This is a genomic window from Pseudoalteromonas simplex (assembly GCF_015278155.1).
In the GTDB taxonomy this organism is placed as follows: Bacteria; Pseudomonadota; Gammaproteobacteria; order Enterobacterales; family Alteromonadaceae; genus Pseudoalteromonas; species Pseudoalteromonas simplex.
Genome location: NZ_JADILN010000003.1, coordinates 159,045 through 182,533, shown reverse-complemented (window position 1 = coordinate 182,533; position 23,489 = coordinate 159,045). Strand labels below are relative to the sequence as shown.

At 41.6% G+C, this 23,489-nt stretch carries 20 protein-coding genes; 9 read left to right on the top strand and 11 right to left on the bottom strand.

Annotated features, from left to right (window positions below; translation table 11 throughout):
* The first annotated feature begins 42 nt into the window (after positions 1-42).
* The 6 genes from IRQ78_RS08315 to IRQ78_RS08290 all read left to right on the top strand — a co-directional run bounded on the left by IRQ78_RS08315 (position 43) and on the right by IRQ78_RS08290 (position 7,114).
* A complete protein-coding gene (locus IRQ78_RS08315) occupies positions 43-1,218 on the top strand; it encodes a phosphoglycerate kinase (protein ID WP_054551165.1) in 1,176 nt (391 codons plus the stop codon).
* Positions 1,219-1,414: 196 nt separating this feature from the next.
* On the top strand, positions 1,415-2,479 hold the full coding sequence (fba, locus tag IRQ78_RS08310) for a class II fructose-bisphosphate aldolase (protein WP_054551166.1): 1,065 nt from the start codon (positions 1,415-1,417) through the stop codon (positions 2,477-2,479).
* 400 nt (positions 2,480-2,879) lie between these two features.
* Entirely contained in the window at positions 2,880-3,830 is a 951-nt protein-coding gene (locus tag IRQ78_RS08305) for a porin (protein ID WP_054551168.1), read from the top strand.
* A gap of 146 nt (positions 3,831-3,976) precedes the next feature.
* Positions 3,977-4,666 (top strand): phosphate regulon transcriptional regulator PhoB, encoded by a 690-nt coding sequence (gene phoB / locus IRQ78_RS08300; RefSeq protein ID WP_054551169.1) that lies wholly within the window; start codon positions 3,977-3,979, stop codon positions 4,664-4,666.
* 56 nt (positions 4,667-4,722) lie between these two features.
* Complete coding sequence (gene phoR / locus IRQ78_RS08295; protein ID WP_054551170.1) at positions 4,723-6,054, top strand: phosphate regulon sensor histidine kinase PhoR; 1,332 nt, start codon at positions 4,723-4,725, stop codon at positions 6,052-6,054.
* A gap of 91 nt (positions 6,055-6,145) precedes the next feature.
* A complete protein-coding gene (locus IRQ78_RS08290; protein WP_054551171.1) occupies positions 6,146-7,114 on the top strand; it encodes a PstS family phosphate ABC transporter substrate-binding protein in 969 nt (322 codons plus the stop codon).
* A 52-nt stretch (positions 7,115-7,166) separates the two neighbouring features.
* Here IRQ78_RS08290 and mdoH read toward each other — a convergent pair whose 3' ends face one another.
* The 10 genes from mdoH to IRQ78_RS08240 all read right to left on the bottom strand — a co-directional run bounded on the left by mdoH (position 7,167) and on the right by IRQ78_RS08240 (position 17,845).
* Positions 7,167-9,149 carry a glucans biosynthesis glucosyltransferase MdoH gene (gene mdoH, locus IRQ78_RS08285; protein WP_054551172.1) on the bottom strand — a complete coding sequence of 661 codons (1,983 nt, stop codon included), beginning with the start codon at positions 9,147-9,149 and terminating at the stop codon, positions 7,167-7,169.
* Positions 9,121-10,839: a glucan biosynthesis protein gene (locus tag IRQ78_RS08280; protein WP_054551173.1), complete on the bottom strand. Its 1,719-nt coding sequence runs from the start codon at positions 10,837-10,839 to the stop codon at positions 9,121-9,123. Before IRQ78_RS08280 ends, mdoH begins: the two co-directional genes overlap by 29 nt.
* Positions 10,840-11,191: 352 nt before the next feature.
* Positions 11,192-11,392 carry a hypothetical protein gene (locus tag IRQ78_RS08275; protein ID WP_370625252.1) on the bottom strand — a complete coding sequence of 67 codons (201 nt, stop codon included), beginning with the start codon at positions 11,390-11,392 and terminating at the stop codon, positions 11,192-11,194.
* A 96-nt stretch (positions 11,393-11,488) separates the two neighbouring features.
* Positions 11,489-12,340, bottom strand: coding sequence for a pantoate--beta-alanine ligase (panC, locus tag IRQ78_RS08270; protein ID WP_054551175.1), 852 nt, complete (start codon positions 12,338-12,340; stop codon positions 11,489-11,491).
* The gene (gene panB, locus IRQ78_RS08265; RefSeq protein ID WP_054551176.1) at positions 12,341-13,135 is read right to left on the bottom strand and encodes a 3-methyl-2-oxobutanoate hydroxymethyltransferase; all 795 of its coding nucleotides are present in this window, start codon (positions 13,133-13,135) and stop codon (positions 12,341-12,343) included. It lies immediately after the preceding gene.
* 29 nt (positions 13,136-13,164) lie between these two features.
* The gene (folK, locus tag IRQ78_RS08260; RefSeq protein WP_054551177.1) at positions 13,165-13,653 is read right to left on the bottom strand and encodes a 2-amino-4-hydroxy-6-hydroxymethyldihydropteridine diphosphokinase; all 489 of its coding nucleotides are present in this window, start codon (positions 13,651-13,653) and stop codon (positions 13,165-13,167) included.
* Between the two features lie 2 nt (positions 13,654-13,655).
* A complete protein-coding gene (gene pcnB / locus IRQ78_RS08255) occupies positions 13,656-14,942 on the bottom strand; it encodes a polynucleotide adenylyltransferase PcnB (RefSeq protein WP_235373295.1) in 1,287 nt (428 codons plus the stop codon).
* Positions 14,943-15,234: 292 nt separating this feature from the next.
* Positions 15,235-16,179, bottom strand: coding sequence for a tRNA glutamyl-Q(34) synthetase GluQRS (gluQRS, locus tag IRQ78_RS08250; protein ID WP_138599596.1), 945 nt, complete (start codon positions 16,177-16,179; stop codon positions 15,235-15,237).
* Between the two features lie 20 nt (positions 16,180-16,199).
* A complete protein-coding gene (gene dksA / locus IRQ78_RS08245) occupies positions 16,200-16,643 on the bottom strand; it encodes an RNA polymerase-binding protein DksA (protein WP_054551179.1) in 444 nt (147 codons plus the stop codon).
* A gap of 212 nt (positions 16,644-16,855) precedes the next feature.
* Positions 16,856-17,845: an AraC family transcriptional regulator gene (locus tag IRQ78_RS08240; protein WP_194441792.1), complete on the bottom strand. Its 990-nt coding sequence runs from the start codon at positions 17,843-17,845 to the stop codon at positions 16,856-16,858.
* A 147-nt stretch (positions 17,846-17,992) separates the two neighbouring features.
* On the opposite strand from IRQ78_RS08240, the gene IRQ78_RS08235 reads away from it, so the two are divergent.
* Positions 17,993-20,536, top strand: coding sequence for a penicillin acylase family protein (locus IRQ78_RS08235; RefSeq protein WP_194441791.1), 2,544 nt, complete (start codon positions 17,993-17,995; stop codon positions 20,534-20,536).
* Here IRQ78_RS08235 and sfsA read toward each other — a convergent pair.
* A complete protein-coding gene (gene sfsA, locus IRQ78_RS08230; RefSeq protein ID WP_054551181.1) occupies positions 20,526-21,245 on the bottom strand; it encodes a DNA/RNA nuclease SfsA in 720 nt (239 codons plus the stop codon). The genes IRQ78_RS08235 and sfsA overlap by 11 nt on opposite strands.
* A gap of 149 nt (positions 21,246-21,394) precedes the next feature.
* Here sfsA and pepB point away from each other — a divergent pair, with 149 nt between their 5' ends.
* Complete coding sequence (gene pepB / locus IRQ78_RS08225) at positions 21,395-22,690, top strand: aminopeptidase PepB (protein WP_054551182.1); 1,296 nt, start codon at positions 21,395-21,397, stop codon at positions 22,688-22,690.
* A gap of 197 nt (positions 22,691-22,887) precedes the next feature.
* Positions 22,888-23,454 carry a phosphoribosyltransferase gene (locus IRQ78_RS08220; protein ID WP_054551183.1) on the top strand — a complete coding sequence of 189 codons (567 nt, stop codon included), beginning with the start codon at positions 22,888-22,890 and terminating at the stop codon, positions 23,452-23,454.
* The last annotated feature ends 35 nt before the right edge of the window (positions 23,455-23,489 follow it).

The following is a 23,489-nucleotide window of genomic DNA, read 5'->3' as shown; positions in this document are numbered from 1 at the left end:
TTTATAAATATAATATTAGTATCGTTAACTAAGGAGAAGTCCATGTCGGTCATTAAAATGGCAGATTTAGATTTAAACGGCAAACGCGTGTTAATTCGTGAAGATTTAAATGTGCCTGTAAAAGAAGGTAAAGTGACCTCTGATGCGCGTATTCGTGCAGCATTACCAACTATCAAATTAGCGTTAGAAAAAGGCGCTAAAGTAATGGTGATGTCACACCTTGGCCGCCCTACGGAAGGGGAATATGATGAAGCGTTTTCACTTGCCCCTGTGGTTAATTATTTAAATGATGCCCTTGAGCAAACAGTTCGTCTTGAAAAAGACTACCTAGAAGGCGTAGACGTTGCTGATAACGAAGTGGTTGTTTTCGAAAACGTGCGTTTTAACGCTGGCGAAAAGAAAAACGACGAAGCATTGTCTAAAAAACTAGCTGCATTATGTGATGTTTACGTAATGGACGCATTTGGTACGGCTCACCGTGCACAAGCATCGACTCACGGTGTGGGTTTATTTGCTGATGTTGCATGTGCAGGTCCACTACTTGCGGCAGAGTTAGACGCACTAGGTAAAGCGCTTGATAACCCAGCTCGTCCTTTAGTTGCTATCGTTGGTGGCTCTAAAGTATCGACTAAGTTAACTGTACTTGATTCACTTTCTAAAGTGGTTGACCAACTTGTAACAGGTGGTGGTATCGCTAATACCTTCATCGCAGCAGCAGGTCACCCAGTAGGTAAGTCTTTATTTGAAGCTGATTTAATTGATGAAGCAAATAAATTAAGTGCGGCAGCAAAAGCTAATAACGGTGAAATCCCGGTACCAACTGATGTTGTTGTAGGTAATGAGTTCTCAGAATCTGCAGTGGCAACACTAAAAGATGTGAATGAAGTAACAGACGAAGACATGATCTTCGATATTGGTCCTGATACAGCAAACCAATTAGCAAAAATCATTGCTAATGCAGGCACCGTTGTATGGAATGGTCCAGTAGGTGTATTTGAATTTGACCAATTTGGCAACGGCACACGTGCTATTGCTGATGCGATTGCTAACTCAAGTGCATTCTCGATTGCTGGTGGCGGTGATACGCTTGCAGCGATTGATAAATACGGCATTGCCGATAAAGTTTCTTACATTTCAACCGGTGGTGGTGCTTTCCTTGAATTTTTAGAAGGGAAAAAATTACCAGCAGTTGCTATGCTTGAAGAACGTGCTAAGTAATTAGTGCGTATGCCAGCGTAGTTATTAGGTAATTACGCTGGTTTAGCTGTTAATAAAATACCTCTCACCCTCGTTTTATTTACAGCTGTTACGGTAGGCGCGAGCTTTTCGTGATGCAGTGATGCATCAAAAAATAACTTATCCGTTCAAACTAGATAGTAGGAAACTACTGTCGATACAATTTGGAGAATACCAAATGGCTTTAATCAGTATGCGACAACTTCTTGATCATGCAGCTGAAAATGGTTACGGCGTACCTGCTTTTAACGTTAATAACCAAGAGCAAATGCGCGCAATTATGGAAGCGGCTGACAAAACAAACAGCCCGGTAATTGTACAAGGTTCAGCAGGCGCGCGTGCCTATGCTGGTGCCCCTTTTATTCGTCATATGATTTTAGCTGCCGTTGAAGAATGGCCACATATTCCAGTCGTAATGCACCAAGACCACGGTACTTCACCAGGTGTATGTCAGCGTTCAATCCAGTTAGGCTTTTCATCAGTTATGATGGATGGCTCATTAATGTCTGATGGTAAAACTCCTTCAAGTTATGAATACAATGTTGATGTTACTCGTCAAACTGTTGAAATGGCACATGCTTGTGGTGTGTCTGTAGAAGGCGAGTTAGGTGTTTTAGGTTCACTTGAAACAGGTGAAGCAGGTGAAGAGGACGGCGTGGGTGCAGAAGGTAAATTATCTACTGATCAAATGCTAACAGATCCTGAAGAAGCCGCTGATTTCGTTCGTAAAACTCAAGTTGATGCACTTGCTATTGCTTGTGGTACATCACATGGTGCGTACAAATTCACGCGTCCACCAACAGACGATATCTTAGCGATTGATCGCATCAAAGAGATCCACGCGCGTATTCCTAACACGCACTTGGTAATGCATGGTTCGTCTTCAGTGCCACAAGAGTGGTTAGAAGTGATCAACCAATACGGTGGTGAAATCCCTGAAACCTATGGTGTGCCAGTAGAGCAAATCATCGAAGGTATTAAATACGGTGTTCGTAAAGTAAATATCGATACCGATCTTCGTTTAGCATCTACAGGTGCAATTCGTCGCCACTTAGCTTTAAACCCAGCTAACTTCGATCCACGTAAATACTTAGCTGAAGCAACGAAAGCAATGACTGAGATCTGTGTTGCTCGCTACGAAGCGTTTGGTACGGCAGGCCAAGCTGGTAAGATCAAGCCTATCTCTTTAGATGATATGCACCTTAAATACTTATCAGGTGAACTTGATCCACAAATCAAGTAATTGATAATAAGTTGAAAAAGCCGGCTTGCATGCCGGTTTTTTATTGCCTTGATCAAGACGGATCAGCGATTTACTTACTCGTGTTTTTCAGGATCAGTGTTTTACTAACCTTCGCTTTCACGGATCATTATTTTACTAGTTACGCACTGATCATCGGCTTTTCTTTGCTCAGCTTTTAAACTAAATACTGATCCCCTTAACATTAAATCAACAAGTTATCTTATTCTCTAAGTAAAATACTGATCTCGGGCTGATCAACTTAGTAAAAACCTGATCTTGATCTGATAGAGTTAGTAGATCAGTGATCCGTGATTTTTGTGTGAAATATAGCCACCTTGCCTTGACCAAAAGCCCTTTATGTTCGATTTTTAAGTTACTGCTTAAATTAAGGATCGCTACCATGAACAAACCTGCCATGATGTTGTCGAGCTTTGCAATATGCTTTATTTCTTTTCATAGTGTTGCCGAAGCTGTAGATGTGTATGGTCGGGCCCATTTAGGAATTGCTAATAGCGACACTGGCGATGGCAGCGAAACGTCTATTGAGAGCTACAGTTCACGTATGGGTATCAAAGGCAGTGGTGAAATAAGTGATGGATTAAAAGCTGTATATAAGTTTGAATTTGCAGTAAATGCGGCTGATCAAGATAGCGATGGTAAAACAGAAGAGAATATTACCGCTCGTAACCAATATGTTGGTCTTCAAGGCAGTTATGGGCAGGTAGTGCTTGGTCGACATGATACAGCGTTAAAAGTATCGCAGGGTAAAATTGATTTAATGAACGACTTTAATGGTGATGTTAAAGCCTTATTTAATGGCGAAAATCGCCTTGGCGATGTGGTTCATTATAGCTCGCCAATTGTCGGCAATATGCAATTTGTGGTCACCTATATTGCTGAAGATAATTCTAAACAAGACGAAGAAACCGGTATCTCTGCGGCCTTTATGTATGGTGATAGTAAATTTAAAAAAGCGCCTTACTTTGTCAGTGTTGCCCACGACAGTAAAGTAGCCGGTTGTGATACAACACGGTTTACGGCGCAAGGTAAATTAGGCGATTTAACCTTAGGTGGTATGTATCAACAAAGCGAAAAAGTAGCTGGTTCTGATAAAGAAGATGGCTTTTTGGTAAGTGCATCCTACAAAATAGATAAATATAAGTTATTGGCGCAATACCAAGATACTGATGGTAACTTCGGTAAGTTAAAAGATTCGGGGAGTGGTACCTCTGTTGGCGTTGAACGAAGCCTGTCAAAACAAGCACGTATGTACATGTGGTATACGCAGTTTTCACTAGATAATAATGCTGATGAAGATCACTTGGCAGTCACTTTAAGGTATGACTTTTAATCCGAAATTTACTATTAAAGCGTAAAAAATGGCTATTTTTGCATTGATTTTTTTGCGCTTTTTGAATTACTCGTTAGACTTTCATAAAAATGTCATACTTAGTCATAATAATGAAACCAGTTCGCTAACGAAAGAGATAAATTGGAATGTCACGTAAAGTACTAGTCGTCGATGACGAAGCGCCTATCAGAGAGATGCTGGTTTTTGTTCTAGAGCAAAATGGTTTTCAAGCAATTGAAGCAGAAGATTATGACTCTGCAATTGAAGCTATGGTAGAACCATACCCAGATATGGTTTTATTAGATTGGATGTTACCAGGTGGTAGCGGTATTCAAATTGCGAAAAAATTTAAGCAAAACGAATACACTCGTCAAATTCCTATCATCATGCTAACAGCTCGCGGTGAAGAAGAAGACAAAGTACGCGGTCTTGAAGTAGGTGCTGATGATTACGTAACAAAACCATTTTCTCCTAAAGAATTAATGGCGCGCATTAAAGCGGTTATTCGCCGTGTTTCACCAACCTCATTAGAAGAAGCCATTGAAGTTCATGGTTTACGCCTTGATCCAATCTCACACCGTGTAACATCAGAAGGGAGTGAATTAGATATGGGTCCTACTGAATTTAGATTACTCCATTTCTTCATGACACATCCAGAACGTGTTTACAGCCGTGAACAATTACTTGATCATGTATGGGGAACAAATGTATATGTAGAAGACCGTACAGTTGATGTACATATTCGTCGTCTACGTAAAGCGATTGCACCATTAGGGCATGACCGTTTAGTACAAACCGTTCGCGGTGCAGGCTATCGTTTTTCAAGTAAATTATAAGTGTCATAGCAATGACCTTAACAAGCTAATTTACATACTTAAGGTAAAGTGAGTGTATGTATCGAGTAGTGAATAAACAGGCGTTAGCAAAACGCCTGTTTATGTATTTCTTACCCTTGTTATTAGTTGGCGTACTTGTAGGTGCGCCTTTTTTGCTTTTATTTTTAGGCTCTTTTGCACTGCTAATTTGGCATTATCATCAATTATATCGCCTCAGCGATTGGCTTCTTAATCAACGTAGTTTCAACCCACCCGAAGGGGAGGGAGCGTGGGAGCAAGTCTTTGAAGGGATCTATCACTTACAACATCGAAACCGTAAAAAACGTAATGAACTTGCAGACTTAATACGCCGCTTTCGTGATGGCGCCGAGGCTGTGCCTGATGCGGTAGTGGTTTTACAAAAAGATCTCAGCATCATTTGGTGTAACCAATTGGCTTTAAAGGTTTTAGGGTTACAGTGGCCTACCGATCATGGGCAACGCTTAGATAATCTTATTCGCGATCCTAAGTTTGCAAAGTACATGAATAAAGCCTGTTTCGATGAACCGCTCGAGCTTGATGGTGGCCACAGCTACGATCAAACCTTAGAGTTTCGTGTTATGCCCTATGCAAGTTCACAGTTGATGATGGTGGTGCGTGATGTTACTCGCTTAAAGCAACTTGAGCAGATGCGTAAAGATTTTGTGGCCAATGTTTCTCATGAGCTGAGAACACCACTTACAGTGGTAACCGGTTACTTAGAAATGCTTGATTCAGATAGCTTACCACCTCCTGCAATGTGGCAAAAAGCGCAAACTACCATGCTTGAACAATGTAAGCGCATGGACAGTCTGGTTAATCAATTATTGTCGTTGTCGCGTATTGAAGGGGCACGTCGTCAAGATAACGATAAGCCGGTTAATGTGCCGCAGTTACTTACCTATATTCAAACCGAAGCACAGTCATTAAACCAAGACAAAGGCCATGAGCTTATCTTTAATGTTGATGCGAGCTTAGACATTAAAGGGGCCGAAGATGAATTACGAAGTGCCTTTTCTAACCTTGTGTTTAACGCCATTCATTACACCAAGCCCGGTGGCAAGATTGTGGTTGATTGGCAGCTTAAAAATAACCAAGCCGCATTTAGTGTGACCGATAATGGTGATGGTATTGCTGCTGAACATATTAACCGTTTAACGGAACGTTTTTATCGTGTTGATAAGGCTCGTAGCCGCACTACAGGTGGGTCTGGATTAGGTTTAGCGATTACAAAACATGTACTTACAAGGCATGACAGTCGTTTAGATATCAGCAGTAAATTAGGCCAAGGCTCGACCTTTGCGTTTGCATTTGGTAGCGAAAAAGTCGTGCGTTTAACAGATAATATTAAGAAAACTGCAAAGTCATAAAAATGTCATTTAAGGGTAATCTAACTGTCATCTAGTGTCATTAGAGTAGACCGCAGTTAGGAAATGGGACGAACAAATCGGAGTAACCCCTATGAAATTCAAAAATCTCGTTGCCGCAATGGGTGTGGCTGTAACAACATTTGTATCAGCACAAGCAGCTGCAGTTGATAAAGATATGCCTGAGTACACTAAAGTAAGTGGTATCTCTGGTAACTTCTCATCTGTAGGTTCTGACACGCTTGCAAACATGATGACGTTCTGGGCAGAAGAGTACAAGCGCTTCTATCCAAACGTAAACATTCAAATCCAAGCAGCGGGTTCTTCAACTGCTCCTCCAGCATTAACTGAAGGGACAGCAAACTTCGGCCCAATGAGCCGTCGTATGAAGTCAAAAGAAATTGAAGCATTCGAAAAGCGTTACGGCTACAAGCCAACTGAAGTACGCGTTGCAATCGATGCTCTTGCTGTATTCGTACACAAAGATAACCCAATCAAAGGTTTACGTATTGACCAAGTTGATGCGATTTTCTCTTCAACACGTAAATGTGGTGCTGATGCACAGGTTAATCGTTGGAGCGAAGTAGGTCTTGAGGGCGATTGGGCAGCAAAAGATATCCAGCTTTACGGTCGTAACTCAGTATCGGGTACTTACGGTTACTTCAAGAAGAAAGCACTTTGTAAAGGTGACTTCCGTAACAACGTAAACGAACAACCTGGTTCTGCATCTGTAGTTCAGTCAATCTCTTCTTCAGTGAACGCGATTGGTTACTCAGGTATCGGTTATAAAACATCAGGTGTACGTACGGTTCCACTTTCTAAGAAAGGCGACAACTTTGTTGATGCAACATTAGAAAACGTAGCAACAGGTAAATACCCACTATCTCGTTTCTTATACGTTTACGTGAACAAGCACCCTAACAAGCCGCTTTCACCAATCGATGCAGAGTTCTTAAAAATGGTTCTTTCTGTAGACGGTCAAAAAATTGTTGAGAAAGATGGCTATGTGCCACTTTCAGGTAAAATGGCAATGGCTGAACTTAAAAAGCTAGGCCTTCTGTAACAACCATACAGACATAGACGAAAAAACCGCTCAGTGAGCGGTTTTTTTTCGTTTAGCTTTTAGCAAATAATTTTGCCTTAATGCGTTGCTGAGCAAGGCGTACTTGCTTACGCTTTTTACCCGAGGGAGCCTTAAAGCTTTGAATTGGCATTACCGTTGGATATTCATTAGGTAGTGCAGGTACACTAAAGTTAGCGTGCTCATCCTTAGGTAAACCAATTTCTTGTTGATGTACACGAAGTGCCGCTAAGGTATCATCGTTTTCAACTTCACTTGGACATAAGAATAAGCCCATTTTACGCATTTTCACACCTAAGCCGATGCTGCTTGAGTAACGTACAATTGGCGCTGCTAAAATAAGGCCCACTAAAATAGGTGATAACCACCAAAAGAAGGTCGGTGTGTAATAGTAAGCAACCGAGCCCCAAATAATCGCGGTAATAGTCGAAAATAACGTATAACCAATCGCTTCCTTCCACGGTACCATTCTACCTTCACGAGGCTGTGCATCCCAGCTCACTTTTTTACCTAAAAATACGCACACGACAAAATAGCTATGGAATACCATCATTAGCGGCGCAATCACAATAGCAAAAACCGTTTCGATGAGTGAACCTGCAATTAGCTTCATCGTGCCACCAAAGGCTTTATTACGGTGTACTAAAGTCACAATAATACCCATTAATTTAGGTAGTAACAGTAATACGGCAGTAATGAATAACAACGAATCAATTAGATCCGTTTTGGCAATTTGCCAGGTTGGGAAAAGCTGATAAGCATGGTTAAAGTATACGTCGCTATTAAGAGCACGAGTCACTGCATCTAAGGTACTTAATGCCAGCATTGATAACCAGATTAACGATGAAATATACGCTGTGGCACCAAATAAAAAGTGCATTTTACTCATTAGCTTAAGGCCAGATTTAGGCAATAAACCTAAATGCTGGATATTTCCTTGCACCCATCGTCTATCTCGAATTGCGTAATCGAGAATGTTACTTGGCACTTCTTCGTAGCTACCTTCAACATCACTCAGCAGTAACACATCCCAACCACTACGGTGTAGCAGTGAGGCTTCAACAAAGTCATGACTTAAGATTTCACCGCCAAATGGGGCATTGCCTTTTAAAACTGGCAGGCCGCAGCATTTTGTAAATGCTTCAACGCGAATAATTGCATTGTGACCCCAGTAGTTTGCTTGGTTTGTTTGCCAAAAAGCAGAACCAGTTGCCAACATTGGGCTATATAAAATCGATGCAAACTGTAAAAAGCGACCAAAAAACGTGTCTTGGCGAACCGGAATAGGGATCGTCTGGATCAAACCTGATTTTGGATTGCTGATCATGCTAGAAGTCAGTTCAAGCATACATTGACCCGTCATAATGCTATCGGCATCAAGCACAATCATATGATCGTATTGGCTGCCCCAACGTTCACAAAAATCAGTTAAGTTACCTACTTTACGGTGTTTGTTGTCTTCACGGCGACGATAAAAAGTATGCGCAGCTAAATCACCTAAACGCTTAGTGAGAGCATTCCATGCTTTTAGTTCATTACGTGCGATTTCAGGGTCTTGCGTATCACTAAGTAAGTAAAAATCGTAATGTGGCATTTGTCCTGTTTTGGCCAGCGAGCGAAGGCTAACCTCAAAACCGGCAATTACACGCTCTGTATCTTCGTTGTAGATAGGCATAACAATGGCTGTTTTCGTTTGGCTCAAGGCATGCTGATTAATCTCGATTGGCTTTTGACGTTTTAAGGTCAACGGGTCAATACGAAATAATTGCAAGATAAAGCCCATACAGCCACTACAAAAGGCTGTAACAATCCACGCGAAGGTGACTGTAAATAATGCCAGTAAAGCGTACTCAAGCGGTGTCATGCCGTTAGAATTTAAAATATCGAACATGATCCACACGCCATAGGCGGTAATGCTGAGCGCTAGGCTCGAAAAAAGCCAAGCGCGGGTTTTCTTAAATGGCATTGCTGTTGCTTCTAACGCTTTACTATTGGACGTCGTTTGGATACCAGACATAGCTCCATACCTCGCTGATTTCTTTATCACGTAGTTTTAACGATAAGCGCATATCAACTGGCTTATCTCCCTCTGGCGCCACTTTAAAGGCTACGCGCCATCCTTGATTGTTTGGTAACTGCTGTACCGTTTTATCGCTTATTTGCCCAGCAGAGAGTGTAAGATCCGCTTGCATGGCAAAATTAGCTGATAGTTGATTAATGGTTTCGCCACTAAAATCAACGGTAAATTGGCGGTGGCTTTTTGGTGGTGGATTGTCTTCACCAGGTAATGCTGCACTACCAATTCGAGTTCTTAACACACTCGCTTTATCTTGAGTTGCAAGCGTGGCATTGAAAGTCGAAAGCTTGTAACTAAAGCTTAAGCTGTCACCGGCTTTCATTGGCTGCTCTGGCACCCAGTAGCTAACAATATTGTCGTTGGTTTCTGTATCTGTTGGGATCTCTACTAACTCAACGCGCCCTTTACCCCAATTACCTTCTGGCTCAATCCACATACTCGGACGGTTGTGATAATGTGCTTCGGTATCAAGGTAGTTATTAAAGTCACGGTCTCGCTGTGCAAGACCAAAGCCTTTCGGGTTCTCGTAGCTAAACGAAGTGACACTTAGCTTCTTCGGGTTATTGAGTGCGCGCCAAACCCATTGACCTTGTTCTGATTGCATTAGAAGGCCGTCAGAGTCATGTACTTCAGGGCGGTAGTCGTCGAAGAACTTTGTACTGTTTTCACCGTGGTAGAACATACTTGTTAGCGGGGCAATACCAAGCTTTTTGATGTCTTTGCGGGCGAAAATTTGCATTTGAGTTTTCACTTCAGTGTTGGTCGAAGGTGTTAATTCAAAACGATAGGCGCCCGACACAGATGGGCTATCTAATAATGCGTAGAGCACGATAGTGGTATCTTCGGGTGCTGGTTTTACTAACCAGAACTCTTTGAATACAGGGAATTCTTCACCTGAACTAAGAGCAGTATCCACCGCAAGTCCACGGGCTGACAGACCATATACTTGGTGCGGACCAACTAAACGAAAATATGAAGCACCTTGGAACACAGCCACTTCATCTTTGTACTGGTTGTTGTTCAGTGGAAAATGCAAACGAAAACCTGCATGGCCAAGTTGTGTATTGGCAATCGCAGTACTGATCTCTTGCTCTAACGGGGCAGCAGTTGCATCATAACGATAGTAATCTGTTTTAAAAGGTAAACTTTTTACTTCAGCGTTTTGTTCAAGAGTATTAATTGCAACCGGTGAACGATATAAAAAGCCTGGGTGGAACAACTGCACTTCATAAAGGCTTTGATCTTTCCAAATTGCTTGCTCAGTACGAAAACGGATTGCACGGTAGTCTTGGTAATTGATGCTTGTGAGCGCCTCAAGTTCAAGATCTTTCGGGGCTACATAAGGCTCTGAAGCGAGTTTTTTAGCACGCGCAGTGATAACATCAAATAGCTTTTCTTGGGGAATAGTGATCATCTCAGGCTTAAGCTCAACAGCAGCCTTTTCCTTTGAGGCCAGTTTTTCATTTTCGGCTGCTTGAACTTTAACGGCTGTTTGTTCTGTTTTAGTTACGTTTGATTGCTCTTGTTCTTCAATTGCGTATGTATGACCTGCGCTCATGGCTAATAATACGCCCAATAAGGTCTTCTTTTTAGCAGCACTGAAGAGCTTGGTTCGAGTTTCTGGTCTCATTCAATTTTCCTTTAGCCGTAAATCACGTTAATTCATTCATATCCCTTAGCAATTACTGAACCCAAAATAAAAACTAATAATCTCAATGACTTTGAGTTGGTGCAGTTAAATGCGAAGAGTAAAATTTTGAAATTAGTGAGAAACAATTACATGGTTGCAGTTGTTTATTCGTCACCAATATAGAGAAGTTTAATGAACGAAAGCTTGCCCTAATATGAATAGATTAAAGGGTAAACAAAAATATGAACAAAATTACCAGAGGCTTAATTATGGAAATGAAATTGTAATCGAGAAGAGAAGTGCAGGCACCGAACAGGTTTCAGTGCCCTAATAAGCGAGCTAAAAGTAAGTATTATTTAACTTCACCTAATTTTTCGGCATTAGCTTTACATTGATTATAAGCTTCAATGCACTTGTTACTACACACCTTATGAACTAAGCCATCAGCGGTGCTTTGTTGTTCACAGCTTGCCTCGCATTGGTAGTTTTGTTGAGCGCATTGTTGCATTTCTGGGTTTTCAATTTTATTTGAGCAAGCAGACAGTAATGTCATAGCAAATAATGTTGCTGCAATTGCAGGTAGTTTTTTCATGCTTATCCCTAGTTTATGTCTTTTATTTGCAATCCATCTTACCCAGATTATTGCTATTTAATCCAGCTCAACTTGTAAATTGTCAATTAAACGTACTGAGCCCAAATAAGCAGCAGCTAAAATAACAAGTTGTTTATCAGCCGTTGTTGCCGGCTTTAATGTTGAGCGCTCTGCTACCGCATAATAGTCAGGTTTAAGGCCTGCACTTTCAAGCTGTGCTTTTGCATCAGCCTCAAGTGTAGCAATGTCTGCATTGCCTTGCTTCAGTGCTGTTGCTGTATTATTTAACGTGGCAAACAGTACTTTTGCAGTGTCTTTTTGCTCATCAGATAAATAGCCATTACGAGAGCTCATTGCTAACCCAGAGATTTCACGGCAAGTAGGTACGCCAATTATCTCTACAGGGATAGATAAATCGCGTGTCATGGTTTTAATCACTTGCAGCTGCTGAAAGTCTTTCTCACCAAAACAAGCAAAGTCAGGCTGTACTAAATTAAATAACTTAGTAACAACGGTTGCGACGCCTTTGAAGTGACCAGGGCGCGAGCCGCCACAATAACCCATAGAAACACCCGGCACATCGACAAAGCTTTGCTCGCCTAAACCATTTGGGTAAATCGTTTCAACGGATGGTGTAAACACGATATCAGTACCGAGTTCAGCTAAACCTTGTTTATCTTCGTTAAGTGTACGTGGGTAGCTATCAAGATCTTCGTTAGCCCCAAACTGCATTGGGTTCACAAAGATACTCACAACCACTTTATCAGCTAAGGTTTTGGCTTTTTCAACCAGTGAAAAGTGACCTTGGTGTAAATTGCCCATAGTAGGCACTAGTGCAATGCTCAGGCCCGCTTGACGCCAAGCTTTGATTTGGCTGCGTAACGATTTGATTTCAGTGATTGATTGCATTTATTTAAACTCGTGTTCGGTACTTGGGAAAGCACCACTTTTTACATCTTCACAATACTTTTGCACTGCTGCTGGCATATTGCCGGTTTCTAATAAAAAGTTCTTTGAAAACTTAGGAATATAGCCTGCCGAAATACCAACTAGGTCGTGCATTACTAAGATTTGCCCATCAGTTTGATTACCTGCACCAATACCAATGGTAGGAATGTTCAGCTCATCAGTAATACGTTTAGCAAGCTCACTTGGAATACATTCTAAAACAAGTAACTGCGCACCTGCCGCCTCAAGTGCTTTCGCATCGCTAACCATTTTATCAGCTTGAGATTGCTCACGACCTTGAATTTTAAAACCACCAAATACATGCACTGACTGAGGTGTTAAGCCTAGGTGGCCACATACTGGAATACCTTGTTGGGTCATCGCACGAATGCTGTCGTGCAGCCATTCGCCACCTTCAAGCTTGATCATGTTTGCCCCAGCACGCATCAGCTCTGCAGCATTTTTACAGGCATCAGTTGGGTTGGCATAGGTCATAAAGGGTAAGTCAGCAATTACAAATAATTCACGGCTACCTGCTCGTACGCAGCGTGTATGATAAGCAATCTCTGTGTTGGTTACTGCTAATGTGTCATCAGCACCTTGCAATACCATACCTAAAGAGTCACCAACTAAAATCACCTCGACGCCATTATCATGAAACAATTTAGCAAAACTGGCATCGTAAGCTGTTAATGCGGTGATTTTTTGTTGTTCTTGTTTCATTTTATTCAAGGTTGAAACGGTGATTTTAGACATAATTTCCTCTAAGGCTTAGCCTTGGTTGATTACTGCTGAGGGAGTTGTTGTAAATCGTTTAAAGGCAACGTTTTTGTTATATCAGCAAGTGATTGATTATTCGGTAGTACAAGTGTTGGTGCAATTTCCAACAAGGGGTAAACAACAAACTCTCGCTCTGTTAGGCCATAATGAGGCACGGTTAAGCGAGGGGTGTCTATTACGTCATTACCGAACAATAAAATATCTATATCAAGGGTACGCGGACCCCAGCGCTGTTCTTTTCTAACACGGCCATGCTCAAGCTCAATGGCTTGCGTTAAATCAAGCAACTGCTCTGGCATAAGTGCAGTTTTAACACATGCGACCGCATTTACATAATCGGGTTGATCTTGTGGCCCCATGGGTTTGCTTGCGTAATCATGGGATACACAAACAAACTCAACATCTTCTAATGCTTTTAGGGCAGCGACAGCAGCATGAATTTGTTTACGTGGCGCGTTTAAATTGGCACCTAAACCTAAATAAACGGTATGCATACTTAGTCTACTTTTTTCTTGCGTGGGCGACGACGGCGCTTAGGGCCACCTTGGTGTCCTAAATTTTTAACCATCTCTTTTTGGCCGTTGATGTCTTGGCTTAGATAGGTTGTCCACCAATCAGCAAGCTCTTTTTGCTGCTCTTCGCCAGCTTGCACACGCAAAAGTAAGAAATCATAGGCTGCCTTGAAGCGAGGCTGTTGAGTCAGCCTATAAGCACGTTGACCACCTCGTTTATCAAGACGTTGCTGAATATGCCAAATATCGCGTGCACCCAGTGTGAAGCGTTTTGGTACTGCTACATGTTGTGCGTTTTCACTCAGTACTTTGTTCATCGCTTGTGCAAATGCATCGTACTCTGAAAGTTGATCGCGTTGTTGTAATTTTTTAGCAATGCTCAGTAATGGGAACCACAAAAGGGCTGCAAAAATAAAGGCTGGAGTGACTTTTTTATCAGCATTAATACGTTTATCGGTGTTTTTAAACATTTGCAGGATAAATGTATGTTCAAAGCCTTCAGGGTTGGCATCTAAGATCTTATCAAGCGCAGGGAATAATGCTTTGAATAAACCATACTGGCGAAGCATTAAGTAGTTTTCTTCTGCTTTGCCGTTTAAGAACAACTTGAGTGATTCTTCAAACAAACGAGCTGGCGGAATATGGTCGAGTAAATTAGCAAGGCCTTTAATTGGCTTTTCGGTGCCAGGTGCAATGCTCATTCCTAGTTTGGTGGCAAAACGCACTGCGCGTAACATGCGCACAGGGTCTTCACGGTAACGTGTTTCTGGGTCGCCAATCAGCTCAATTTGTTTTGCTTTTATCGCGCTAATGCCATTGGCATAGTCATAAATACAAAAGTCGTTAATTGAGTAGTAAAGTGCATTAATCGAAAAGTCACGGCGCTCGGCATCTTCTTCGATGCTGCCATAGACATTGTCGCGCAGGAGTTGGCCGTGCTCGCTTGATTGGCTAATTTGATTTTTGCTTTCTTCGGCTTCGTGATGGCCGCGCATGGTCGCCACTTCAATAATTTCTCGACCAAACACGATATGGGCTAAACGAAAACGACGACCAATTAGACGACAGTTACGAAATAGCTTTTTGATTTGCTCAGGGGTTGCGTTTGTTACAACGTCGAAGTCTTTTGGTTGTTGGCCTAACAATATATCTCGAATACAACCACCTACAAGGTAGGCATCAAAACCACCTTCTTTAAGGCGGTACAATACTTTGATTGCATTTGGGCTAAATTGTTTGCGCGAAATACCATGTTCACTGCGTTCGATCACCAAAGGTAACTCGCTCGTTGGCAAAGCATCACTTGATGTCGTGGCATTTGGGCCAATAATCTGCCGACAAAATTGAAAAAGCTTAGAAATAATAATCTGTCTCCTACGACGCGGACTTTGCGACTCATCAAGTATAGCGTTTGTTTGATACTTCGCCGATGTGAGATTGACGTGTAATCAGTGTGTTTTAAATGGCGCTAAATTAAGGTGTTGATGATTCGCACACTTTGGGTCGCTATCATATACCAGCAGGGCTGAAAAATTAAGTTACTCGGCCTTTAAAATTGGCAATTTATTTTTCAATAGTAACAAAGTTACAAAAAGGAGAGTTAGGATCCTCGCTAACTTGTATTTCTTGCACCTTTGGTATGTGTTCAAGGCGGTAAGTTTCAACAGCCCAAGCTAACATCTGTTCGGTACTTAACGATAATAGTGAACTTTCTGGCTTTAAACCTAAAAAGCGCAAGGCATCGAACAACGCGGGCTTTGGATTTGATTTTGCTATTGCGGGGGCGTAATTTTGCTTTGATAACTTAAAACCAGGTTTAGCTACCGCTAAAGGAAGGTGGGCGTATTCTGGGGCCGGTTTATTTAGTTGCTTAAACAAACTGAGTTGTCGTGCAGTCGGCTCGAGTAAATCAGCGCCGCGAACGACTCTTGTAATACCTTGTGCGATATCATCGGCGACTACGACCAGTTGGTAAGCAAATAAACCATCGCTGCGCTTTATTAAGTAATCTTCTTTGGCAAGTTGGCTATCAACATACACTTCACCTTGAATTAAATCATGGTAGTGACTGGTTGCAAATTGCTGGGTTAAACGTAGCGCTGAATCAGTTAAAGCGTGGTTTTTATACCGGCAGTGGCCTTGGTATATTCCACCGATTGCTTTAATTTCTTTGCGCGTGCAATGACATGCATAAACAAGGTTTTGCGAAATTAACTCGTCAACAATGGCTTGGTATTGCTCATGACGCTGGGTTTGGTATATGACAGGCTCGTCCCAGTAAAGGCCGTAAGCCTCTAAGGTATGTAATATATCGTCGCTAGCACCGCTTACAACACGCGTTGTGTCGATATCTTCAATGCGTACTAACCATTTTCCTTGATTTGCTTTTGCATCAAGGAAGCTACCCACAGCCGCTATAAGTGAGCCAAAATGTAATGGCCCTGAAGGGGATGGCGCAAAGCGGCCACGATATTCACGCATTGGCGTGTTAACGGCTGTGGTAGACATGGGCTAATTAAAGGATGTAATTAACCGCGTCCAGATTGCTTTTCTTTAATTTCCGCAAGCGTTTTACAGTCTACACATAAATCAGCTGTAGGACGCGCTTCTAGGCGGCGGATACCAATTTCGATACCACATGATTCACAGAAACCAAAGTCATCTTCTTTGATTAATTGAATCGTTTTTTCAATTTTCTTGATCAGTTTACGCTCACGGTCACGAGTACGAAGTTCTAATGAGAATTCTTCTTCTTGTGCTGCACGGTCTACTGGATCCGGAAAGTTAGCTGCTTCGTCTTGCATATGCGATTTAGTACGGTCTACTTCGTTACGTAAATCGTTACGCCAAGCTTCTAAAATTGTTTTGAAATGAGCACGTTGTGCTTCATTCATGTACTCTTCACCTGGCTGTTCTTGGTATGGTTCCAACCCGGCCTGAGCCAATAACCCTAGTCTTTTTTGGTCTGGCATAACTTTCTCCTAAATCCTTAATATTTTGCCCAGCGTTAGCCGGCGGCTATAAATAGCAGAATCATTAGACTGAGGCAAATTTATTTTTAATTAATCCTCTTGACCTTGTGCTAATGATTGCTCAAATAATTATGGGCGGTTTGGTAAGCCCTTAACTACTCGTCATTTTTTTAAATTTGCTAAGTTATATGGGCAAAAAAAAATAATACAACTTAAATAGTATATAAAGCTAAAAACTTTTTTGGCGTGGTTTTGTACCAACGCTTAAAGGCGCGTTGTAGAGCGCTTTGTTCAGAAAAGCCTAACTTGTTGCTAATTTCCAGTGCAGATAGGCCTTTTAGAAGCATCTCTTTTGCAAGCAGTTTTCGTTGCTGATCAATGAGTTTAGAAAAACTAAGTTGCTGATTTGAAAGGTGACGTTGTAAAGTGCGTTTTTTAATATTGAGTTGAATTGATGCTTGCTCAAGGGTCGGTATGTGAGGCAATCGGGTATTAATGAAAGTAACTAACTGCGAGGCATAATCATGCTGTGATACAGCTGTATCGACTTGAGATAATAAAATGTTTTCAAGCTCGGGGTTAGGAGATTGCAGTCGACATTTAAGAATCGATTTACTAAAAATAAGAGAATTTGAGTTAGCTGAAAACTCAATAGGGCAATTAAAAACCTGTTTATAAACAGTTAAACTTTCTGGGGTTGGGGTGGGTCTAGTCAACTGTACTTTTTCAAGGCTAACATCGGCATGATTGTGACAACAGTGCTTAGCAAATGAAAGCCAACTGCTAAATAATTCATCTACCATGTAATGCTGTATGTTACTTTGAGCATGCCAGCTTAGACGACAAAACTCGTCTTCAGAAACGAGTTCAATGTGACCAATGTTTCGTATTGTTTTGCTTAATCTCTGTGCATGCTCCAGTGCTTTTTCTAAGTTTTTGCTCACTAATGCAACATGACCTAGTAGCCCCCAATTTTGTGCTTTTAAAGAGTTGCCAAACTCCAGCCCAATATGCTCTTGTTGTAATATTTTATCGCCATAGTGCATGAGTGACTCATAGTCAGTGATAGGAAAGCGGGCGCTTACATCGTCCAAATCTTTCAGTCGTTCACCGAGCAAAGCTTCAATTTGTTTGCTACACATGCCTTGGCGTTCTAAAAAAAATACAAGTGAGCGAATTATCTGGCAACTGATATAAAACATAGGTCATTCATAGTTATTATTATTTTAATAGAAGTAACGCTGCATTAGTTGGCGCGCAAAGTCAATTTTTTGCGTGAAAGGTCAAGATTTAGCCTACTATTTAAGGCAAGCTGGGGGGTGGACATACAATCATAATAAGGATCCACAATGAAACTCAATCCCCTGCTAATCGGTATTGCTGCGGCTTTGCTCGTCGGCTGTAATTCAGATAAAGATAACAATGACACCACAGCTCCCGTTGTTACCCCTGACCCAGATCCAGTTGTAAAAGTAGATATTCCTGCATTTTCCGAAGGCAATACGTTACAAGCGAATGTGCGATGGACAACCTATGGTGTACCCCATATCACAGCAGCAAATTTAGAGAGTTTGGCGTTTGGAGCAGGGTTTGCATATGCAAAAGATCATGCTTGCTTATTAATGGACCAAATTATTAAAGTGCGAGGCGAACGCTCAAAATACTATGGCCCAGATAAGGTTGCTGGAAGTGGAGATTCACAGCACTTAATATCAGACTTTGGTTATAAAGCATTAGGAGTGAATGAGTACGCACTGCAACATTATGATGAACTCAATGAAGACAGTCGCGCCCACTACGAGGGGTTTGTACAGGGGTTTAATAAATACGTAACAGACACCGGTGTTGAAAACCTTGCTCCAGAGTGTGCATCGCAACCTTGGGTTACCCAACTAACAGCACAAGATATGCTTGCCTATTCAATGGCTACCGTGCAGTTAGCCAGTTCAGCTAATTTTTTAGAGTTAGCTTTTTTTGCCAACCCTGGGGATAGCAATGAATATTTACCTGTACCAATGAGCGGTGCTCCTTCAGCTGTTTCTAGTATCACTAACAACATTGCTCAGCAAGCTGCGCAATTTAAACTTGAAAAAAAATATAAACATTTGGGTTCAAACGGTTGGGGCCTAGGTAAAGACATGATGGCCAATGGCAAAGGAGGATTACTCGCTAATCCACACTTTCCTTATGAGGGAAATTTGCGGTTTTGGCAGTCTCATTTGACCATACCTGGTGCTATGGATGTAATGGGGGGGAGTCTTCAGGGAATGCCGGGCGTTATTAATATTGGCTTTAACGAGCATGTAGCTTGGACGCATACTTTTTCGACTGCGCGTCACTTTTTAATTTATCAATTGGCTTTAAATGAAAATGATAGAATGAGTTATAGTGTTGAAGATGAGCAGTACTCAATTACTGAAAAAGTCGTTACTGTTGAAGTGGCTACTGGTGCTGGCAGTACAATTGAGTTGAGCAAGGCCTTTTATTATAGCCATCATGGATTAATGCTCGAAACACCTGTAGAAAATGGCTTAGGTTGGAGTGATACTCAAGCATTTACGATAAAAGATGCTAACGAATTTAATATGGATGTCGTTGCTCAGTGGTCGGCTTTAAACCAAGCTGTAAGCCTTGAAGATATGAAAGCAGCCTTTGCTGAGTTTGATGGTGTGTCTTTCAATAACACCATGGCAGCAGACAAAGAAGGTAATGTCTTTTATGTTGACGATAGCACGGTTTTAAAGCTTGACGATCAAGCGAACTTAGCCATTCGATTACAACCAGAGCTTGTTGCTTTGAGAGAGTCCGTCGGCTTTGACATTGTTCCTGGCAATATGAAGCTATTTGAAAGCCAAGGCAAAGTACCATTTAACGAAGCGCCGCAATTAACACGCACAGATTATGTACAAAATTCTAATGACAGCTATTGGGTTACTAATCTTAACGAGCCACTCATCGGCTTTGCGGCTCAATATGGTGATGTGCATAAACCCCTATCACTAAGAACAAGAATGGGATTGAAGCTTCTTCAGCAAGGAGGAGGCGAAGATGCTAAATTTACCTTGGATGAGTTAGAGCAGGCATTAGTTGGTAATCACTTTTACCTTGAGAGTTTAGTGTTTGAAGAGCTGGCATTACAATGTTTTGCACAAGGGGACTTACCAATTGAATTAAGTAACGGTACGCAAGTTTATATCAGCCAAGCATGTGATTTATTAGCTAATGCCGATGGTAAAATGAACTTAGATACGCAAGGTGCTGCTTTATTTCGCGAGTTTGCGCACTTATTTAACGCAAAAGAGCATCTTTATGACAATTTTGATGTGACTAACCCTGCTAATACGCCAAATACATTACGCAAAGATAAAGTTGCTTTAACTGCATTGGCACATGCTGTTTATAATTTACAAGCAAATAATGTTGCACTGGATAGTCGCTTAGATGAATTACAGTTTGTCGAAAAATCACTTGCCGGTGGCAGTGGCTCAGGTGAAAAGCTACCTTGGGCTGGTCCTATGCATGTGGAAGGTGGGTTTAACGTGTTCAGATATGATCGCAGTAACTTAACGCGTTCGACACTGATCCCTTACACGGATTATGCTGTTCTAAATGATGCTGTGACGGGTAAACCTCTTGCATCAAACTTAACGCCGCAGGGATACCCTGTTAACTATGGCTCTAGTTGGATGTTTGTAATGAACTTTACAGAAAATGGCCCTGAGGCAAAAGGTTTGTTAACCATGTCACAAAGTTCAGACTCACATTCAGAACATTTTGATGATCAAAGTCGCTATTATTCTCAGTCGGCTAAGCTTAGACCTTTACTTTTTAAAGATGAAGATATTGAGCTTAACCTGATTGATGAAGTCGACCTGTCAATGACTAAGCAATAAAAGGTACTTTTTCAGCCAGTCTGATCTGGCTGGCTGAAATTTCTGCTTTATAAGCAATCACTTCAACCCCTTTTTTTATAGCTTCAGTCAAAAGCTGGGCATATTTCGGATCGATATGTTCTGCTGCACTTACTTGATTGATACCGTCGTGTAAAACTGCAAAAAGCAGAACGGCACGATGCCCTTGCTGTACCATTTCTACTAATTCCCTGACATGTTTTTGGCCACGTTCAGTTTTTGCATCCGGAAAATACCCTTGTCCGGAGTGTGGTTCTGTTTGTGAAAGTAATGTCACAGATTTTACTTCTACATAGCAATGGGGTTTATGTTCATCTGTTAGTAAAAAGTCGATACGGCTATTTTCTTGGCCGTATTTTACTTCTGCAGCAATGGTTTGATAGCCAACAAGTTCAGCAATCGCGCCTGTATTTAAAGCTTCTAGCACAACCTGGTTTGCAATAGCGGTATTAACACAAATTAAGTGGTCGAATTGGTTCTGAGTTAATTGCAAGGATTGAGGGTACTTACGTTTAGCATTATCACTGGTTGAATAAAAAGCCTTAAACCCAGGCTCTGCACAGCCCGTCATTTTGCCTGTATTAGCACAGTGAGCTGTAAACTCTGCGCCATCGGCAGTTTTTAAGTCGGCTAAAAAGCGCTTGTAGCGCTTAATTAAGGTGGCTGATTGTAATGCAGGAGTAAACTTCATGACTTTACCTGATTGGTTTTTCTTTATTGTAAGTGATTCATTACGCGGATTAAACCACACTTCATAACGCTATTTATCGCAAGCTGTTGGGAACTGACGTTGGCTGTAGTAAACTCAATCAACATTTTTAGCGCAAAGAGTATTCTAACATGTCAGAAAAATTTCTAGTTCAACTTAGCGAGCAGGGCGCTGCCGCACATTGGGGCGAAAAAGCCGCTCTTTCTTTTACTGAACAAGGCGCAACTGTTCATTTAACTGAGCAAGATACACTTAAAAACGTACAAAAAGCAGCACGTACGTTAGCTAATCAAGGCTTAAAAAATATTGCCTTAGTAGGCGATGTTTGGTGCACAGAAACACAGTGGGCTTTTTATCAAGGTTTTGTATCACCAAAGAATTTAGACGCAATTGAGTTTGTTGAAAATGCAAAAACAGACAGCAAAGAGCTGACTTCGTTAAAGCAAGCTGCGACGTGGGCTCGTCAAATGATCAATGGCACTGCGGATGATATTTTCCCAGAGAGCCTAGCTGGTAAAGCTGCTGAGTTTATTCAGTCATTAGCGCCTGAGCACGTAAGCTACCAAATCATTAAAGGCGATGCTTTATTAGAGCAACAATGGATTGGTATTCACGCGGTAGGCCGTGGTAGTGAGCGTCCACCGGTATTATTAGCATTAGATTACAACCCAACGGGCGACGAAAATGCACCTGTTGCTGCCGCTTTAGTTGGTAAAGGTATTACGTTTGATTCAGGTGGTTACTCAATCAAAGCAAGTGAAGGCATGTTAGGCATGAAGTGCGACATGGGCGGTGCTGCTACAGTAACTGCAGGCTTAGCACTTGCTATTAGCCGTGGTATCAACAAACGTATTAAATTGTTTTTATGTTGTGCTGAAAACTTAATTTCAGGTCATGCCTACAAACTTGGTGATATCTTAACGTATAAAAATGGCACTACAGTTGAAATCGTTAATACCGATGCTGAAGGCCGTTTAGTCCTAGCTGATGGCTTAATGGCTGCAGGTGAGTCTGGCGCGCCATTAATCATTGATGCGGCAACACTAACAGGCGCTGCGCTTGTTGCTGTTGGTCAAGAGTACAATGCATTGTTCGGTCTTGATAAAGAGCTTGTACGTGACGTACAAGACTTTGCAGAGCAAGAAATGGAAGCTGCATGGCCATTACCACTTGAAAAATGGCATCAACAAAATTGCCCGTCGCCATATGCAGATACCGCAAATAGCCGTCCTCAAAAAGGTGGTGGTTACGGTGGTGCTTCTAATGCGGCTGGTTTCTTATCACGCTTTGTACCAAATGAAGGCAAAGGTTGGGTGCACATTGACCTTGCTGCTGCATTTAACATGGGTAGCACAAGCGAGTGGGCTGCAGGCGCAACAACACAAGGTATGCGTACCGTTGCAAGAACTTTACTAGAAAAAGCATAAGCAATTTACTTTTTCAAAGCCCCTTAACTTTATCTAAGTTAAGGGGCTTTTTTGATCTAAAGGGGAATTTTACAAACTGATACAAGCTTTTTTGAGTAAATTAGTATAAAATCCCGCCCCACATTTTCTCATCCTGTGGTTAGTTTTTATTAAATTAGCTACACTAGAATGATCATTTCACACTGGGGTCTCTATTTATGTCAGATAAGTGCTATATCACTGCGCAGCAGCTTCTTGAAGATTCATTTCGTGTTGCGGCACAAGTTTATGAAGATGGTTTCCGTCCTGATTTCATCATTGGTATTTGGCGTGGTGGTGCTCCAATTGGTATCGCAGTTCAAGAATATTACGATTATAAAGGCATCGAAACTGACCATATCGCAGTGCGTACTTCTTCGTATTACGGTATTAACCAGCAATCTAAAGAAATTAAAGTTCACGGTTTGCATTACATCATTGAAAATGCCAATGCAGACAATTCATTACTAATCGTTGATGACGTGTTCGATTCTGGCCGCAGTATTTTTGCATTAAAAGAAAAGCTTTCGGAGTTAATGCGTTTAAACCTACCACGTGATATTCGCGTTGCTTGCCCATACTACAAGCCGAAGAACTCAAAAGTAGACATGGTGCCAGATTACTTCATTCATGAGTCTGAAGAGTGGCTTGTGTTCCCTCATGAGCTTTCAGGCCTAACGCCAGACGAAATTATCGAAGGTAAGTCAGATTTAGCTAATATTCATGATTTACTTGTAGAAAAGTAAGTTTGAATACCCTTGCAGTTATGAGTGTGTCCTAC